The sequence below is a fragment of the Pseudomonas sp. PSKL.D1 genome, from assembly GCF_028898945.1.
Lineage (GTDB): Bacteria > Pseudomonadota > Gammaproteobacteria > Pseudomonadales > Pseudomonadaceae > Aquipseudomonas.
The window spans coordinates 4,473,297-4,490,050 of sequence record NZ_CP118607.1; the positions used below are offsets into that span (position 1 = coordinate 4,473,297).

Consider the following 16,754-nt stretch of genomic DNA (forward strand, 5'->3'; position numbering starts at 1 on the left):
TCGCGGATAAATCCGCTCCTACACAGGGTTGCGTACGCCTGTAGGAGCGGATTTATCCGCGATGGCTCCAACACCTGTTTTACAGCATCGGCGCCACACTCGCCTCCTGCCGCGGCCAGGCATCCAGCACCGCCTTGATCAGCGTCGCCAGCGGGATCGCAAAGAAAATCCCCCAGAACCCCCAAAGCCCGCCAAACAGCAACACCGCGCAAATAATCGCCACCGGGTGCAGGCTTACCGCCTCGGAGAACAGCAGCGGCACCAGCACGTTGCCGTCCAGCGCCTGAATGATCGCGTACACCGTCATCAGGTAGATGAACTGATCACCCCAGCCCCACTGGAACAGCGCAATCAGCGTCACCGGCACCGTGACCACCACGGCCCCCACATACGGCACCACCACCGACAAGCCCACCAGCAGCGCCAGCAACGCGGCGTAGTTCAGCCCCAGGCTGATGAATGCAATGTAGGTGGCAATGCCGCAAATCAGGATCTCGATGCCCTTGCCACGAATGTAGTTGGCAATCTGCCGGTTCATTTCGCTGCCGACCCGGTTGATCAACGTGCGCTGACGCGGCAGGTAACCGCTGACCCAACGGCCGATCAATTCACGGTCCTTGAGGAAGAAGAACACCAGGATCGGCACCAGCACCAGGTAGATCATGGCATTGACCAACAGCGGCAGGCTCGACAGCGAGAACGTCAGCGCCCACTGGCCAAATTTGCCGATCTCGCCACGTACCGACTCGATGGCGTGCAAAACCTGCTCGTCCGATACCAGGTGCGGATAGCGCTCCGGAAGCAGCAACAGCAGCGACTGCCACTTGCCCAGCATGCCGGGCAGCTCATTGAACAAGGTGATCAACTGGTGCCACAGCAGCGGCACCAACACCAGCATGAACAGCGCCAAGGCCCCCATGAACAGCGCGAACACCAGCGCCACGGCCAGGCGCGTGGGCACCTTAAGCCGCTCCAGGGCGTTGACCAGCCCCTGCATCAGAAACGCCAGCACCATGCCCGCCAACACCGGCGCCAGCATGCCGCCCAGGGTGAGCACCACGGTAAACGCCAGAAACAGCAGCACCGCCAGCACCACCGCTTCTTCATCAGAGAAGTAGCGCTGCATCCAGTCGCGAAGCACTTTGAACATTGACGATCCTTGGTTGTGAATCAGGCCTTGCGCAGCCAGTAGGTGAAGGTACCGGCCTCGGCCGTTTCATGCAGCAGCGTATGACCGGCCAGCTTGGCAAAAGTGCGGAAGTCGCGCTGGGAGCCGGCATCCGTGGCAATCACCTTGAGCACCGCGCCGCTGGCCAGGCGGTTGAGCTCCATCTTTGCCTTGAGCAAAGGCAGTGGGCAATTCAGCCCGCTGGCGTCGAGTTCGGCGTCGCAGGTCAGGGTGTCACTCATTGCAGGTGTCTCCAGAGGCGGTGTCAGGCAGGTTGGCTAGGATACCGCCACTGGTCGCCAACGTGCGAGCGGGCTACAGTAGGGCCTTTGACCCGACGCGAGCTTCATGCATGAATCTACTGCGCCCTACCCTGTTGACGCTGGCCTGCCTGATGGCCCTCCCCGGCCATGCTGACGACCTGCCATCACTGGGCGACGCCAGTTCCGCGATCGTCTCGCCCAAACAGGAACACGACCTCGGCCGCGCCTGGCTGAGCCTGCTGCGCGGCCAGGTCAATCAGCTCAACGACCCGCAGCTCAAGGACTACGTCGAAACCACCGTGTACCGCCTGGCCGAAACCAGCCAGCTGCAGGACCGGCGCCTGGAGTTTATCCTGATCGACAGCCGCGAGCTCAACGCCTTTGCGGCCCCAGGCGGCATCGTCGGCGTCAACGGTGGCCTGTTCCTCAATGCCCAGACCGAAGGCGAGTATGCCTCGGTGCTGGCTCACGAACTGGCGCACTTGTCCCAGCGCCACTTTGCCCGAGGTGTCGAAGCCCAGCAGCGCATGCAGCTGCCGATGATGGCCGCGCTGCTGGCCGGTATCGTGCTGGCTGCGGGGGGCGCTGGCGACGCTGGCATCGGCATGATTGCCGGCACCCAGGCGGCGGCCATCCAGGAGCAGCGGCGCTTCTCGCGGCAAAACGAGCAAGAAGCCGACCGCATCGGCATCCAGAACCTGGAAAAGGCCGGTTACGACCCGCGCAACATGCCGACCATGTTCGAGCGCCTGGCACGTCAGTACCGCTACGATGCCAAACCACCCGAATTTTTGCTGACTCACCCGGTTACCGAGTCGCGTATCGCCGACACCCGCAACCGCGCCGAACAGGCGCCCAAGGGCGGCGTCGAAGACAGCATGCGCTACCAGCTGATTCGTGCACGGGTGGCACTGACCTATGAAGGCACCCCGGGCCTGGCCGCCAAGCGCTTCCGCGCCCAACTGGACGAAGACCCCAAGCTGGACGCTGCCCGTTACGGCCTTGCGCTGGCCCAGATCAAGGGCGGCCAGCTCAACGAAGCACGCGAAAACCTGAAGCCGCTGCTGGCCAAGGCGCCCAACGACATCACTTACAACCTGGCGCAGATCGACCTGGACATCACCAACAATCGTTTGGCCGATGCCCAGCAACGGGCCGAGCGGATGCAGGGTTTGTATCCGGGCAATTACCCGCTCAAGCAAGTGCGCGCCGACCTGCTGGTCAAGCAGAAGAAACCGGCCGAGGCCGAGAAGGTGCTGGACGATTTGCTCAAAAGCCGGCCGGACGACCCGGACGTGTGGTACGACGTGGCCGAAGTGCGCGGCCTTTCGGGCAACACCATTGGCCTGCACCGGGCGCGGGCGGAGTACTTCACGTTGGTGGGGGATTTTGACCAGGCGATCCAGCAGCTGGACTACGCCAAGCGCCGGGCGGGCAGCAACTTCCCGTTGTCGTCACAGATTGATCAGCGCCAGCGCGAGATCATGGAACAGCAGCGGATGGTGCGGGAGATGATGGGGCGTTGAGCATGTTGGGGGCGCTTTGCGCCCCATCGCGGATAAATCCGCTCCTACAATGGGATCGCATTTCCCTGTAGGAGCGGATTTATCCGCGATAGGGCCGCAAAGCGGCCCCCGGCAATATCAGGCATTACCCGAAAGCTTCAACCGCGCTGCCTGGGTAAAGTCCAGCATCCGGTTCAACGGTTTGATCGCCTTGGGCACCAACGCCGGGTCCACAAAAATCTCGTCCCCGCCATTACGCAAACAGTGCAGCACCCGCTCCAGGGTGTTCATCGCCATCCACGGGCAGTGCGCGCAACTGCGGCAAGCCGCACCGTTGCCAGCCGTCGGCGCTTCGACGAATTCCTTGTCCGGGCACAACTGCTGCATCTTGTAGAAGATGCCGCGGTCGGTGGCGACAATGAACGTCTTGTTCGGCAGGGTTTGCGCAGCCTTGATCAGCTGGCTGGTAGAGCCCACCGCATCGGCCAGCTCGATCACCGACTCTGGCGACTCAGGGTGCACCAGAATGGCCGCATCCGGGTACAGCGCCTTCATGTCGGCCAACTGGCGCGACTTGAACTCTTCGTGAACGATGCACGCGCCATCCCACAACAACATGTCGGCGCCGGTCTGCTTCTGAATGTAGCGACCCAGGTGCTGGTCCGGGCCCCAGATGATGGTTTCGCCGTTATCCATCAGGCTTTCGACGATTTCCAGCGCACAGCTGGAGGTTACCACCCAGTCGGCTCGGGCCTTCACGGCAGCGGAGGTGTTGGCATAGACCACCACGGTGCGCTCGGGGTGCTGGTCGCAGAAGGCCGAGAACTCTTCGACCGGGCAACCAAGGTCGAGCGAGCAGGTGGCCTCCAGCGTGGGCATCAGCACGCGCTTTTCAGGGGTGAGAATCTTGGCGGTCTCGCCCATGAAGCGCACGCCGGCAACGATGACGGTTTCGGCGGGGTGGTTCTTGCCGAAACGGGCCATTTCCAGCGAGTCGGACACACACCCGCCGGTTTCTTCAGCCAGGGCCTGGATAACCGGGTCGCAATAGTAATGGGCAACCAGCACGGCGTTCTGCGCCTTCAGCTCGGCAGCAATGGCCGCACGGTATTCGGCCTCCTGCTCAGCGGTCAGCGGGTTGGGCTGCTTGGCGTCAAGGTGGGCCTGAACCAACAGGCGTTCGGAAATCTGGGTCATGATCGCTGGACCTGCAGGCGCGCGCGCGCGTCAAATCGAGTGTATCACCCGGCCCTGGCAGATCGGCTAAGGGCGCCGGACGGCAGGCATGCCGCCACGGCCCTCTGCGGGCGCGGATTATTATCGGACGCCGAAGGCTACAGACAAACGAGGGAATTCTAAAGGGGTTTTTGCAGTGCCTGCGCCGGCCTCTTCGCGGGTAAACCCGCTCCCACAGGAGGCCGGTGCAGGTTCAATTCATCACCCCTGCGGCTGCATCGCCGCAAAATGCGCGGCCAGAATCATGGCAAACTCTTCAACGGTCATCTTCTTGCCGTTGAAGTCCACCATGCCATCGGCGTAGTGCAGGCTCGACACCACATCACTGCCCTGCACCGTGGCCATGCCGCTCTGCAGCGCCATCATGCCGACCATCTCGCCCGCCTGGCTGGATTGCATGGCAATCGCCTGGGCGTCGGTCTGGCCATCCAGCAGGGCCTGCAGGGTCGCCAGGTCACCAATCATCGGCTTGGACAGGGTCAGCTTGCTCTTCACCTGGGTGATCAGTTGCTTGGTCAGCTGGTCCGGTGGCAGGTCGAACGAGGTTGGGCTGGCGAAGTCCATCGACAGGTTGAAGCGGCTTTCGCCATTGGCGGTCTTGAACGACAGGTTTTCCACGGCCAATTGCGGTTTGGAGGCCAGCAACTGCTTCACATCACCCTGGAACTTGGCCTTCTCGGCTTCATCCATGGGGATTTCCGGCAACGGCTGCCCGGCGGCGGCGGCCTGCTGGAACTCCGGCATGTGCGCCTGGTACCACTGGGCCAGCGACTGCCAGGCCTGGGCATTGATCGACTTGATGCTGACGCCCATCTGAGCGCTGCCGACCTTGCGGCCGTCCCAGGTGATGTCTGCAAGCTTGTAGTCCACACGGCCACCCACGGTGTCCGGGCCGTCGAGTGTCTGCAAGACGTTCTGCTCGATGCCCTTGATCAGCAGCACTTGCTGCTTGGGCCCCAGCGTGGCTTTGGCTTCAGACAACAGCAGGTCGACATTGCCGACATAGATGGCATCGTGCTTGGTTGCAGCCAGGTTGCCCCCCAGCTTCAGGCCCGTCAGTTCGAACGTGGCCGGTGGATTGTCTTCGCCCACCAGCGTCATCGCAAAGCGCTCGGCGCTGCCATGGAACCTGGACGCCTTGCCATCGCGGTCCCCGCTCGCCTCAAGGCGCATGCCGGAAAACTCAAGAGTCGTGCCGTTGGCTTCGGTGAGCTTGACCGGCGCGAGGATGATTTCGCCATCGGCGCCGCCATCGAAGCCCAGGCTGGTCTGTGAGGTCAGCGGCACCCTGTCGCCCGCGGCGGCGTACCAGGGGGCGGTGAAATCATCCTTGTCCAGGCTGCTGTTGCTGGCGGCCAGCACCGGCATCAGCTTGAACGACTTGACCCGCGACCACGGGAACGGGCCGTGTTCGATCTGGTCAGTGATGCCCACCTCGAAATTGACCGCCTCACCATCGGACAGATGAACGTCTTTTACCTTCAGGCGATAGTGCGCGGTGCTGGAGAAAAAGCGTTGGTCCAGCGAGGCCAGCTCGACGGTCATGCTGCCGCCCACCCCGACCAGGGCCTTTTCCAGCTGCGTATTGCCGCGCGCGATGGCGTGCTCCAGTTCGCCGGGCAGCTGCTTGCCGGTGTACCAGGCGCCAGCGGTGGTGACGACGGCAATGGCGACGGCCAGGCCGGAAAGGATGCCTACTGATTTCTTCATGAATAGAACCGATTGATGTCCGTATGGGCTTGCTCGAGGCTGAAGAATATCACGGGGGCTCGCCCGTGTTCGGAGGGGAAGCCCGGCGCCTGGCTCCGCCGCGTCATCCTTGTGCCAACGTTCAATTTTACGAACATCCGAATCGATCAAAACCGCAAAAAAGCGCGCAAAAACCGAACATGGCGGCTAAAAAATCGATAAAAATTTCAAATTGGTAACATCTTGTCATGTTTAACTTGACGCCCTCCTACCAATCGTTTTTTATTTTCACCACCTCGCCCAGCGCCCGACCCACGAAGAAGAAAAAGCCGCGCCGTCATGATGCCCGTACGCCCCTGCCCGCACGCCTCACCTTCCTCGCCACGGCACTGCCAGCCCGGCACCAGCGCCTAGCCCGCGCTTACCTCTGCTCCAACATAAAAGGTGAACAACATGGAGCCACATCAGCATGCAGAATGACCACAACGCCACCGGCAACGGCCAGTTCCGTAAATCCCTGCGCCTCTGGCACGTGGTCATCATTGGTTTGGCGTACCTCACGCCAATGACCGTGTTCGACACTTTCGGCATCGTGTCCGGTATTACCTCCGGTCACGTTCCCAGCGCCTACTTGCTGGCATTGGCCGGCATCCTGTTCACCGCCGTGAGTTATGGCACGCTTGTGCGCCGTTTCCCACAATCCGGCTCGGCCTATACCTACACCCAACGCGCCATCAACCCGCATGTAGGCTTTTTGGTGGGCTGGTCGTCGCTGCTGGATTACCTGCTGCTGCCCATGGTCAACGCCCTGCTGGCCAAGCTGTACCTTTCGGCGATGTTCCCCGAGGTGCCGGCATGGATGTGGGTGGCCGGCTTCGTCACCCTGATCAGCCTCATCAACATGCGCAGCATCAACCTGGTGGCGCATTTCAACCTGCTGTTCGTGGCCGTACAGCTGGTGATCATGTCGGTGTTCATTTACCTCTGCGTGCGCGGCCTGGACCAGGGCGAGGGCCTTGGCACCGTATGGAGCCTCACGCCTTTCAGCGACCCGCAGACGCAACTGAGCGCACTGGCCGCCGGCGCGACCATCCTGTGCTTCTCGTTCCTGGGCTTTGACGCGGTCACCTGCCTGTCCGAAGAAACCAAAGACCCGGGCAAGATCATCCCACGGGCGATCTTCCTCACTGCGCTGATCGGCGGGGTCGTGTTCATTGCCGTTTCCTACTTCATGCAGGCTTACTTCCCGAGCAACGCCCGCTTCCACGACCCGGAAGCCGCCTTGCCGGAAATCGCACTGTATGTGGGTGGCAAGCTGTTCCAGTCGATTTTCATCGCGTGCACCGTGATCAACACCATCGCCTCCGGCCTGGCGTCGCAAACCAGCGTATCGCGCCTGCTGTACGTGATGGGCCGCGATAATGTAATCCCGAGCGGCGTGTTCGCCCGCCTGCATTCGCGCTACAAGACCCCGGTGGTGAACATTGCCGTGGTGGGCGTAATTGCCATGTCGGCAATCTTCTTCGACCTGGTTACTGCCACCTCGATCATCAACTTCGGCGCGCTGGTAGCCTTCAGCTTCGTCAACCTGTCGGTGATCTGCCACTGCTACCTGCGCGAAGGCAACCGCAATGGCCTGGCCAACAAGATGAAGTACCTGGTGATGCCGACCATCGGCTTCTGCATCATCGCCAAGCTGTGGCTGGACCTGAACGAGCACTCGCTCGTGTTCGGCGGCATCTGGGCATTGCTGGGCCTGCTGCATTTGGCCTGGCTGACCAAAGCCTTCCGGGTGGCCCCGCCCAACTACATCGCCGAATGAACCACGTCACCAACAACGCCCGCGCCTGAACGCGGGCGTTGTGCGTGTCAGATAAGGAACGCCCCGATGCTGCGTCGCCTCTCCATCCAGTGGAAAATCACCCTGCTTGCCGGCCTGTGCCTGCTGGCCATCGTCGCCGTGCTGGTCGCCACCTCGCTGAGCCAGGCCCGGCGCAGCGCGGCGCTGGTCAACCAGGCCAACACCGAAATGCTCGACCACAGCGCCCGTCTGCGCCTGCAGGCCCACGCCGAGACCCAGGCGCTGCGCGTGCAGCGCTACTTCATGGACGCCTACCAGTACGCCAACGGCTTTGCCCGGCTGGTGCAGGTGCTCAAGGCCCAGGGCGGCAACGACCTGCGCGGCGAACTCACCCGGCAAGCCCGTGCCAGCCTGGCAGGCAACCCCGACGTGATCGGCCTGTACCTGGTGTTCCAGCCCAATGCACTGGACCAGAAGGACAACCAGTTCATCGCTCATGACAACGTTGGCAGCAACGAAACCGGACGCTTCTCGCTGTATTGGTCTCAGCCTCAGCCCGGCGAGCTGGAACAGGAAGCCATGCCCGAATCCATGCTCGGCGACAACAGCATCGGCACCAACGGCCTGGCAAAAAATCGCTGGCTGACCTGCCCGCAGGAAACCGCCAGGGCTTGCGTGCTGGAACCCTACCTCGACGACGTCAACGGCCAGCAAGTGCTGATGACCAGCATCGCCCTGCCACTGCTGGAAAACGGCAAGGTCGTGGGTGTGATCGGCCTGGACATCGGCCTGAACAACCTGCAGCAACTGAGCCTGGATGGTCGCCAGGAGCTGTTTGACGGCCAGGGGCAGGTGAGCATCGTCAGCCATGCGGGCCTGTTGGCTGGGCACAGCCGCGACGCCAGCAAGCTGGGCCATGCGCTTGATCAGGACGTGGCGCAAGGCGTACTGCGGATCGCCAGGCCATTCGCCCCCATCCCTGAAGCTGCGCCTTGGCAAGTGACGCTGGAGCTGCCCGAAGCGGTACTGCAGGCCCCGGCCGTCGCCCTCAACCAGCGCCTGGACGCTCACAACCACAGCGCCAACCTCAGCAGCCTGCTGATTGGCCTGGGCGCGGCCATCGCTGGCCTGCTGTTGGTGTGGCTGACCGCACGCGGCGTTACCCGGCCGATTCTGGCGGTGGCCGCCCGCCTGGAAGACATCGCCAGCGGCGAAGGCGACCTCACCCGCCGCCTGGACTACGCCCGCCAGGATGAACTGGGCCAGTTGACCGGCTGGTTCAACCGCTTCCTCGACAAGCTCCAGCCCATCATTGCCCAAGTCAAAGGTTCGCTGCACGAAGCGCGCGGCACCGCGGACCAGTCTGCTGCCATTGCCGCCCAGACCAGTAACGGCATGCAACAGCAGCAGCGTGAAATCGAGCAGGTGGCCACCGCCGCCAATGAGATGAGCGCTACCGCCCAGGATGTCGCCCACAACGCCTCGCAGGCCGCGCAAGCCGCACGCGGTGCCGACCAGGCCAGCCGCGAAGGCCTGCAGCTGATTGCCAGCACCCGCCAGACCATCGACCAATTGGCCAGCGGCATGGACAGCGCCATGGATGAAGCGCGCGCACTGGAGCAGCGCAGCGAACAGATCGGCTCGGTACTGGAGGTCATTCGCGCCATCGCCGAACAAACCAACTTGCTCGCCCTCAACGCCGCCATCGAAGCGGCACGCGCTGGGGAAGCCGGGCGTGGCTTTGCCGTGGTTGCCGACGAAGTACGCAGCCTGGCGCAGCGCACACAGGTTTCCGTCGAGGAAATCCGCCAGGTGATTGAAGGCCTGCAGCAAGGCACCCAGGATGTAGTGGGGGCCATGCACGAAGGCCAGCGCCAGGCGCAGACCAGTGCCACCCGCATGGAACAGGCGCTACCGGCGTTGCAGCGCATCGGCGAAGCAGTGGCGGTGATCAGCGACATGAACCTGCAAATTGCCTCGGCAGCCGAGGAGCAGAGCGCGGTGGCCGAAGAGGTGAACCGCAACGTGGCAGGCATTCGCGACGTAACCGAATCGCTGTCGGGGCAGGCGGATGAGTCTGCCCGCATCAGCCAGGCGTTGAACCGCCTGGCTAACCAGCAACAGGCGCTGATGGAGCAGTTTCGCGTCTAGTCTGTGAGATAAATCCGCCCCTACACGCGACTGCAACCTGTAGGAGCGGATTTATCCGCGATGAGGCCCGCGCAGGCACCCCACCTTCTGAATGAGTTAGAACCATGCAATCCCCCTCCTTCTTCGACACCCAAAGCGAACAGGGCCTGCTGCGCACCTCAATCGCCGTCACCCTGTTCATCGCCACCATCGGCATCGCTTTCGGCCTGGCCTCCGGTTCGTTCTCCATCGTCTTCGACGGTGTGTATTCGCTGGTCGACGCCAGCATGAGCGGCCTGTCACTGGTGGTGGTCAAGCTCATCACCTCCCACGCCACCAGCCTGCAACTGTCGCGCAAGCTGCGTGAGCGCTTCACCATGGGCTTTTGGCACCTGGAACCAATGGTGCTGGCGCTCAATGGCATCCTGCTCAGCGGCGTAGCCATCTACGCGCTGATCAACGCCATCAGCAGCCTGCTGGAAGGTGGCCGTCACCTCGAATTCGGCATTGCGATGATTTATGCGGTTTTGACCGTGATCGCCTGCGCCACCATCGCCTACGTCGAAGCTCGCGCCAACCGCACGCTGAAGTCCGACTTCGTGCGCATGGACGTGAAGGGCTGGGTGATGTCGGCCAGCATCACCGCGGCGCTGCTGATCGCCTTCTGCGTTGGCTTCGCGGTACAGGGCACGCAGTGGGAGTGGATTTCGCCCTACATCGACCCCGCGGTGCTGGCGTTGGTGTGCCTGGTGATCATCCCGCTGCCGCTGTCGGTGGTGCGCCAGGCGCTTGCAGAGATCTTCCTGGTGACGCCAGGCGACCTGAAGCTCCACGTCGACGAGGTGGCACGAACGTTCGTCGCCAAACACGGCCTTCAGTCATATCGGGCGTATGTGGCCAAAGTTGGGCGCTCTCGTGAAATCGAGTTGTACTTCATCGTGCCGCCAAGCTTTGGCGCAAAAACCATCACCGAGTGGGACGCGCTGCGCAACGAGGTGGGTGATGCGGTAGGCGGTGAAGGGCCGGATCGATGGATTACCGTAGTATTTACCGGTGACCCGGAATGGGCTGAGTAAAACGACAAAGCCCGCGACCATTTCTGATCGCGGGCTTTGACTTACTGCGTATGGTGGGTCGTGTAGGATTCGAACCTACGACCAATTGGTTAAAAGCCAACTGCTCTACCAACTGAGCTAACGACCCGTTGGATGGCGCGTATAATACTGATTTCTAACGGGAAATCAACACCCCATCAAAACTTTTTTCAAAAATAACGCGTCGGGTCTGCTACACCGGCGGCGTTGAAGCCGTCGGCGCGCAGGCGGCAGCTGTCGCATTTTCCACAGGCACGGCCGTCGTCGTCGGCCTGGTAGCAGGAGACGGTCAGGCTGTAGTCCACGCCACGGGCAATACCCGCTTGCACGATCTGCGCCTTGCTCATGTTCTGCAGCGGCGCCTGAATGCGGAAACCCTGCCCTTCCACGCCCGCCTTGGTGGCCAGGTTGGCCATGCGCTCGAAGGCTTCGACAAATTCGGGGCGGCAATCCGGGTAGCCGGAATAGTCCACTGCGTTGACGCCGATGAAGATGTCACGCGCTTCCAGCACCTCCGCCCAGCCCAACGCCAGCGACAGGAACACGGTGTTGCGCGCTGGCACGTAAGTTACCGGAATGCCCTCGGTGGGGGCCTCCGGCACGTCGATGCTGCTGTCGGTCAGGGCTGAGCCGCCGATACCATCGAGGTTCAGGCCAATTACCTTGTGCTCGACCACGCCCAGGTCACGCGCCACGCGTGCGGCAGCGTTCAGCTCCGCGCGATGACGCTGGCCATAGTCGAAACTCATGGTGTAGCAGCTGTAGCCTTCGGCTTTGGCCATGGCGACGACAGTGGCCGAGTCCAGGCCGCCAGATAGCAGGATTACCGCGCGTTTTTCAGTCATGTGCTTTTACTCTCAATCAGTGGCCAGGTTCGTCGTTCCACAGCAGCTTGTGCAACTGCAGCTGGAAGCGCACGGGCAGGTTGTCGGCAATGATCCACTCGGCCAATTCAGTTGCGTTCACTTGGTGATGGCTGGGCGAGAACAAAACGTCGCCTGCCCGCTCGGCCAGGTTGTACTGGATCAGCTTGGACACCGCCCAGTCATAGTCCTCGCGGGAGCAGATGACGAACTTGACCTGGTCGTTGCGGGTCAGGTGTTCGATGTTCTCGTAGCGGTTGCGATGGGACTCTTCCGAACCCGGGGTCTTGAGGTCAACCACGCGGCTGACCCGCACGTCGGTATTGGAGATATCCAGGGCACCGCTGGTTTCCAGCGAAACCTCATAACCGGCATCGCACAGCTGCTGCAGCAGCGGTATGGCATTCGGCTGGGCCAGCGGCTCGCCGCCGGTGACGCAGACGTAGCGCGGCTTGAAGCCCGCCACCTGCTCAAGGATCGAATCGAGGGTGCGAATGGTGCCGCCGCTGAAAGCATAGGCACTGTCGCAGTACTGGCAGCGCAGGGGGCAACCGGTCAGGCGCACGAAAACCGTGGGCAACCCAGCCGTTCGCGTTTCACCCTGCAAAGAGTAAAAGACTTCGGTGATGCGTAATGTGTCTTGCATGCTCGCCACGGGCGTGACAGCTAAACAGGCTGTCCGCCTCCGTCAGGCACTGCGGCGGACTCGACATGGCGTTATCCGCGGCAGCGTGTTTAAGAAAAAGGGCGCTAATTCTAACGAAAAAACCCGCGACAGGCGCGGGTTTCTTTTGGAAGGTACAGCTTAGAGCTTCTGCAGGTCGCGTTGCGCCAGTTGTGCGGCGGAAGTGCCGGGGTACTGGGTGATGACCTGTTGCAAAATGCCTTTGACCTTGTCGGTGTGGCCCATGCGGCGCTCGACGTCGGCCAGCTTGTACAGCGAATCAGGCACCTTGCTGTGTTTTGGGTACTTCTGGCTGACCTGGGCAAACGCCTGGCTGGCGCCTTGCAGGTCGCCCTTGGCCAGGTTCACCTCACCCAGCCAGTACTGGGCGTTGCCGGCGTACTGGCTGTTGGGGTACTTGCGCAGGAAGGCGTTGAACGCCTGGCTGGCCTTGTCGAAGTCTTTTTGCTTGATCAGGTCGAAAGCCGCATCGTAATAGAGCTTCTCTTTCGCCGGATCACCCGGCTCGCTGCTGGCGGCCGGCTGTTGTGCAGCAGCGCCAGCGGCGCCTGCTGCTGCCCCGGCGGCATCGGAAGCACCACCGGAGGAAGAATTGTCGGGGGTCGCGGCAGGCGCGCCACCACTGTTGATGCGACGATCAAGGTCCTGGTAACGCTCCAGGTTTTCCTGCTTCATGCGCGCAACATCGTTTTGCAGCTCTTCGATGATGCCTTGCTGGCGGGAAAGTTGATCCTGCATCTGTTGCAGCTGCATGAACAGCTGGCCCTGTGCCGAGGCAGGGGTCGAAGCCCCTGCGCCGGCATAGGCGCCGCTCGTGCCATAACCGGAAGGTGGGTAAGCACCCCCGTTGTCATCAACTACAGGAACCGCAGCCCACGCCGAAAGCGGCAGGCTGAGTGCGAGGACGGTTACAGCACGGCGGCACATACGCATAAGAACTTACTTACGCAGTTCTACGCGACGGTTTTGAGCCCAGGACTGCTCGTCGTTGCCGGTGGCAACTGGACGCTCTTCGCCGTAGGAAACCAGTTCCAGCTGAGCAGGGGAAACGCCCTGCAGAACCAGGTAGCGCTGAACGGCTTTCGCACGACGCTCACCCAGAGCCATGTTGTACTCGCGGGTGCCGCGCTCGTCGGTGTTGCCTTCCAGAACAACGCGGTTGCCGTTGGACTTCAGGTCCTTGGCGTGAACGTCCAGAGCGCGCATGGCTTCTGGCTTCAGGTCCGAGCTGTCGTATTCGAAGTAGAAGGTGGTGATTGCGCGCAGGGCAGCTTCTTCGCTCAGGGAGCCGTCAACTGCGCCAGTGTTGGCACCGTAGCCAGCGTTCGGGTCAACAGCGCCTTCACCAGCGTTGTCACCGCCCTTCGAGGAGCAACCTACAGCTACGGCCATGGCCAGAGCCAGCGCAGCAAATTTACCAAACTTCAGCATTTCCATCGTGAAACTCCTAATGAAACCCCAGTGTGTTAAGCAAAACGTATTACGCCGCAATCAGTTCAGGAAAGGGGACCAGGACGGTTCTCTGACTTCGCCTTGAGCGGTAGGAAGTGGGAGCCTCACACGGCCGTTAAGCGACACGAGCATCAAGACTCCCCGGCCCTGCTGGCGGGTGGCGTAGATTAGCATGGTGCCGTTTGGCGCAACAGTGGGCGACTCATCAAGACTCGTTTCCGAGAGAATCTTTACACTTCCGCGCTGCAAGTCCTGTGCCGCCACCTTGAAGTTGGTGAAGCCCTGCTGGCGATGGATCATCACCAGAGTCTTTTCGTCCGCCGACAGTTTCGGGTTGGCGTTGTAGTTACCCACGAACGTTACGCGCTCGGCACCACCACCGCTGACCGACTGTTTATAGATCTGCGGCTTGCCGCCACGGTCGGAGGTGAAGTAGAGCGTATTGCCATCCTTGCCCCAGAAGGGCTCGGTATTGATGCCCGGGCCGGCGGTAACGCGGCTGATCTGGCGCGAAGCAACGTTCATCACGTAGATGTCCGGGTTACCGTCCTTCGACAGCACGAAGGCCAGGCGCGAACCGTCAGGCGACCAGGCTGGCGCACCGTTCAGGCCTTCGAAGTTGGTGACCTGCTCGCGGCGACCGGTATCGATGTGCTGAACGAAGATACGCGGGCGCTTCTGCTCGAACGACACGTAGGCGATGCGCTTGCCATCTGGCGCGAAGCGCGGCGACAGGATCGGCTCACGCGATTGCAGCAGAGTCACCGCACGGGCACCGTCGTAGTCCGAACGCTGCAGGGTGTAACGCGTGTTGTTGGCCGAGAAGCGTTCGGCGGTCACGTACAGCATGCGGGTGGAGAATGCACCCTTGATGCCGGTGAGCTTTTCGAACGACTGGTCGGCAATGTAGTGCGACATGTCACGCAGCTGGTCCGCAGTGCCCGCGACGCTGCCGGTCAGCACTTGCTGCTCGGTGGCGACGTTGAACAGTGCGTACTGCACCTGCAGGCGGCCGCCCGACGGCACGATGCTACCAACCATCACGTACTGGGCGCCCAGGGCCTTCCAGTCGCGGAAGATGACTTCGCTGGCCTGGGTTGGCTGGCTGATCATGTTCTGGCGCGGAATCGGCGAGTAGTAGCCCGAGTTGCGCAGGTCGTTGCCGATGATGTCGGCCATGTCTTCCGGCAGCACGCTGCCACCCTGCAAACCGAACGGCACTACCGCGATGGGCGTGGCCCGATCGCTGCCGCTGGTGACCAGGATGTTCTTTTCCTCTGCCATGGCCATGCCGGCCACGCAGCAGAGCATGACCAGCATTCCTCGAAGGAGTTTAATCACAACGCTAGATCCTCAGGTGTAAATGTCATCTTGAACGAACGATAACGGTTGAAATCGCTCGGCTTCATACCCTGCATTTCGGTCAAACGACCAATGTTCTTGACCGCAGCCACTGCCGAACTGTCAAACGGACCATCACCGCTGGACCGAGTCACGGTAACACCGGTAATGGTGCCATCCGGCAACATGTTGACCTGCAGGGTCACCGTCATGCCCTTACGCGCGGAAGGCGGACGTGCCCAGCCCTCAGCCGCGCGCATGCGGATCAGGTCGTCGAAGTCGCCGGCTACCTGGTCACCCTGCTCATCGGCCAAAGCCTGCTGCCGTTCGGTGGTGTCAGACAACAGCTCGGCCAGGGCCTGGGCTTTCTTGTCTTCCGCCGCCTTGCGGGCCGCTTCCTGTGCCTTTTTCTTCTGGGCGTCTGCAGCGGCCTTTTTCTTGGCCTCTTCAGCTGCCTTCTTCTTCGCATCCTCGGCCGCCGCTTTCTTCTTGGCGTCCTCGGCTGCTTTCTTCTTCGCCTCTTCGGCGGCCTTTTTCTTGGCCTCCTCGGCGGCTTGTTTCTTGGCTTCTTCTTCGGCCTGCTTCTTGGCCTCTTCTTCAGCCTTTTTCTTGGCGATGTCGGCCTGCTGCTTCTCGGCGGCCTTCTTCGCCTCCTCGGCCTTCTTGGCTTCGGCGGTTTTCTTGGCTTCAGCAGCCTTGGCGGCCTCTTCGGCCTTTTTGGCCTCGGCGGCTTCGCGGGCTTCCTCGGCCTTTTGAGCAGCGTCGGCTTTCTTTTGTTCCGCGGCCTTTATGGCCTCCTGCTCGACCTTCTTCTGCTCCAGCTGCTCGACTTCGGTCTGGCGCGAGGCGGTTTTCTTCGCTTCCCCGGCAATCTTCTGATTGGTCTGGGTAGTCGCCTGGCTCTTGGACTTGAGCTGATACAGCGTAGCCTGAACGATCGGCTTGGACGGCGGCAGCTCCGGCGTCATGGCAAAGCTGACGAACAGCAATGCAAACACCAGCACATGCAGGCCAATGGCCCAGACACTGGGCCAGAAGTAGCTTTCCGAGGCAGAGGGCTCTCGCTGTTGCATCAGGGCGCCTCGGTAATCAGGCCAACGTTACCGACACCGGCCTTCTGCAACCCGCCCATGGCGCCCATGACGGCGCCGTAGTCGACAGCCTTGTCGCCACGGATGAAGACCTGGGTCTGCTTGCCCTGGTCGCGGCCGGCGGCAATGATTTTGGTCACAGCGCCAGTCATTTCAGGCAAGGTCATGGCCTTGTCCATCTGCTTGTCGGTATCGACTTCGCTGCCGAGGTTCCAGTAATAGGTTTTGTCGGCCTTGATGGAAATGGTCAGGATCTGGACGTTGTTGTCCTGCGGCAAGGCTTCGCTGGAAACCTTGGGCAGGTCGACCTTCACGCCCTGGTTGAGCATCGGGGCCGTCACCATGAAGATGACCAGCAGCACCAGCATCACGTCGATGTAAGGCACCACGTTCATCTCGGCGACCGGCTTGCGTTTGTGGCGAACTCGGGCCATGG

At 61.7% G+C, this 16,754-nt stretch carries 15 protein-coding genes and 1 tRNA gene; 4 read left to right on the forward strand and 12 right to left on the reverse strand.

The annotated features are described in order from the left end of the window. Positions 1 to 79 precede the first annotated feature (79 nt). Together PVV54_RS19920 and PVV54_RS19925 are read right to left on the reverse strand one after the other, a co-directional pair. A complete protein-coding gene (locus tag PVV54_RS19920) occupies positions 80 to 1,150 on the reverse strand; it encodes an AI-2E family transporter (protein WP_274906890.1) in 1,071 nt (356 codons plus the stop codon). Between the two features lie 20 nt (positions 1,151 to 1,170). Next, positions 1,171 to 1,410: a sulfurtransferase TusA family protein gene (locus PVV54_RS19925; RefSeq protein WP_274906891.1), complete on the reverse strand. Its 240-nt coding sequence runs from the start codon at positions 1,408 to 1,410 to the stop codon at positions 1,171 to 1,173. Positions 1,411 to 1,520: 110 nt separating this feature from the next. Between PVV54_RS19925 and PVV54_RS19930 the strand changes: the two genes are divergently transcribed. Continuing rightward, positions 1,521 to 2,957, forward strand: a complete 1,437-nt coding sequence (locus tag PVV54_RS19930) for a M48 family metalloprotease (RefSeq protein ID WP_274906892.1) — start codon at positions 1,521 to 1,523, stop codon at positions 2,955 to 2,957. A 117-nt stretch (positions 2,958 to 3,074) separates the two neighbouring features. Here the strand turns inward: PVV54_RS19930 and nadA are convergent, their stop codons facing one another. After that, a complete protein-coding gene (gene nadA / locus PVV54_RS19935; RefSeq protein ID WP_051099696.1) occupies positions 3,075 to 4,133 on the reverse strand; it encodes a quinolinate synthase NadA in 1,059 nt (352 codons plus the stop codon). Between the two features lie 240 nt (positions 4,134 to 4,373). Then, positions 4,374 to 5,882 carry a YdgA family protein gene (locus PVV54_RS19940; RefSeq protein ID WP_274906893.1) on the reverse strand — a complete coding sequence of 503 codons (1,509 nt, stop codon included), beginning with the start codon at positions 5,880 to 5,882 and terminating at the stop codon, positions 4,374 to 4,376. Positions 5,883 to 6,330: 448 nt separating this feature from the next. On the opposite strand from PVV54_RS19940, the gene PVV54_RS19945 reads away from it, so the two are divergent. The 3 genes from PVV54_RS19945 to PVV54_RS19955 all read left to right on the forward strand — a co-directional run bounded on the left by PVV54_RS19945 (position 6,331) and on the right by PVV54_RS19955 (position 10,868). Beyond that, the gene (locus tag PVV54_RS19945) at positions 6,331 to 7,683 is read left to right on the forward strand and encodes an APC family permease (RefSeq protein ID WP_274906894.1); all 1,353 of its coding nucleotides are present in this window, start codon (positions 6,331 to 6,333) and stop codon (positions 7,681 to 7,683) included. A 66-nt stretch (positions 7,684 to 7,749) separates the two neighbouring features. Then, positions 7,750 to 9,813 carry a methyl-accepting chemotaxis protein gene (locus PVV54_RS19950; protein WP_274906895.1) on the forward strand — a complete coding sequence of 688 codons (2,064 nt, stop codon included), beginning with the start codon at positions 7,750 to 7,752 and terminating at the stop codon, positions 9,811 to 9,813. Positions 9,814 to 9,917: 104 nt separating this feature from the next. Then, positions 9,918 to 10,868, forward strand: coding sequence for a cation diffusion facilitator family transporter (locus PVV54_RS19955; RefSeq protein WP_274906896.1), 951 nt, complete (start codon positions 9,918 to 9,920; stop codon positions 10,866 to 10,868). A gap of 51 nt (positions 10,869 to 10,919) precedes the next feature. On the opposite strand, the gene PVV54_RS19960 is transcribed toward PVV54_RS19955, so the two are convergent. The 8 genes from PVV54_RS19960 to tolR all read right to left on the reverse strand — a co-directional run bounded on the left by PVV54_RS19960 (position 10,920) and on the right by tolR (position 16,752). Next, positions 10,920 to 10,995, reverse strand: a tRNA-Lys gene (locus PVV54_RS19960). 61 nt (positions 10,996 to 11,056) lie between these two features. After that, entirely contained in the window at positions 11,057 to 11,731 is a 675-nt protein-coding gene (gene queC / locus PVV54_RS19965) for a 7-cyano-7-deazaguanine synthase QueC (protein WP_274906897.1), read from the reverse strand. 16 nt (positions 11,732 to 11,747) lie between these two features. Next, on the reverse strand, positions 11,748 to 12,395 hold the full coding sequence (gene queE / locus PVV54_RS19970; RefSeq protein ID WP_274906898.1) for a 7-carboxy-7-deazaguanine synthase QueE: 648 nt from the start codon (positions 12,393 to 12,395) through the stop codon (positions 11,748 to 11,750). A 159-nt stretch (positions 12,396 to 12,554) separates the two neighbouring features. Then, on the reverse strand, positions 12,555 to 13,367 hold the full coding sequence (ybgF, locus tag PVV54_RS19975; protein ID WP_274906899.1) for a tol-pal system protein YbgF: 813 nt from the start codon (positions 13,365 to 13,367) through the stop codon (positions 12,555 to 12,557). 6 nt (positions 13,368 to 13,373) lie between these two features. Further along, on the reverse strand, positions 13,374 to 13,871 hold the full coding sequence (gene pal / locus PVV54_RS19980; protein ID WP_008090230.1) for a peptidoglycan-associated lipoprotein Pal: 498 nt from the start codon (positions 13,869 to 13,871) through the stop codon (positions 13,374 to 13,376). Positions 13,872 to 13,925: 54 nt separating this feature from the next. Continuing rightward, a complete protein-coding gene (gene tolB / locus PVV54_RS19985; RefSeq protein WP_446731424.1) occupies positions 13,926 to 15,197 on the reverse strand; it encodes a Tol-Pal system beta propeller repeat protein TolB in 1,272 nt (423 codons plus the stop codon). A 26-nt stretch (positions 15,198 to 15,223) separates the two neighbouring features. Next, a complete protein-coding gene (gene tolA, locus PVV54_RS19990; protein ID WP_274906900.1) occupies positions 15,224 to 16,300 on the reverse strand; it encodes a cell envelope integrity protein TolA in 1,077 nt (358 codons plus the stop codon). Further along, the gene (gene tolR, locus PVV54_RS19995) at positions 16,300 to 16,752 is read right to left on the reverse strand and encodes a protein TolR (protein WP_039603824.1); all 453 of its coding nucleotides are present in this window, start codon (positions 16,750 to 16,752) and stop codon (positions 16,300 to 16,302) included. Before tolR ends, tolA begins: the two co-directional genes overlap by 1 nt. Positions 16,753 to 16,754: the final 2 nt, after the last annotated feature.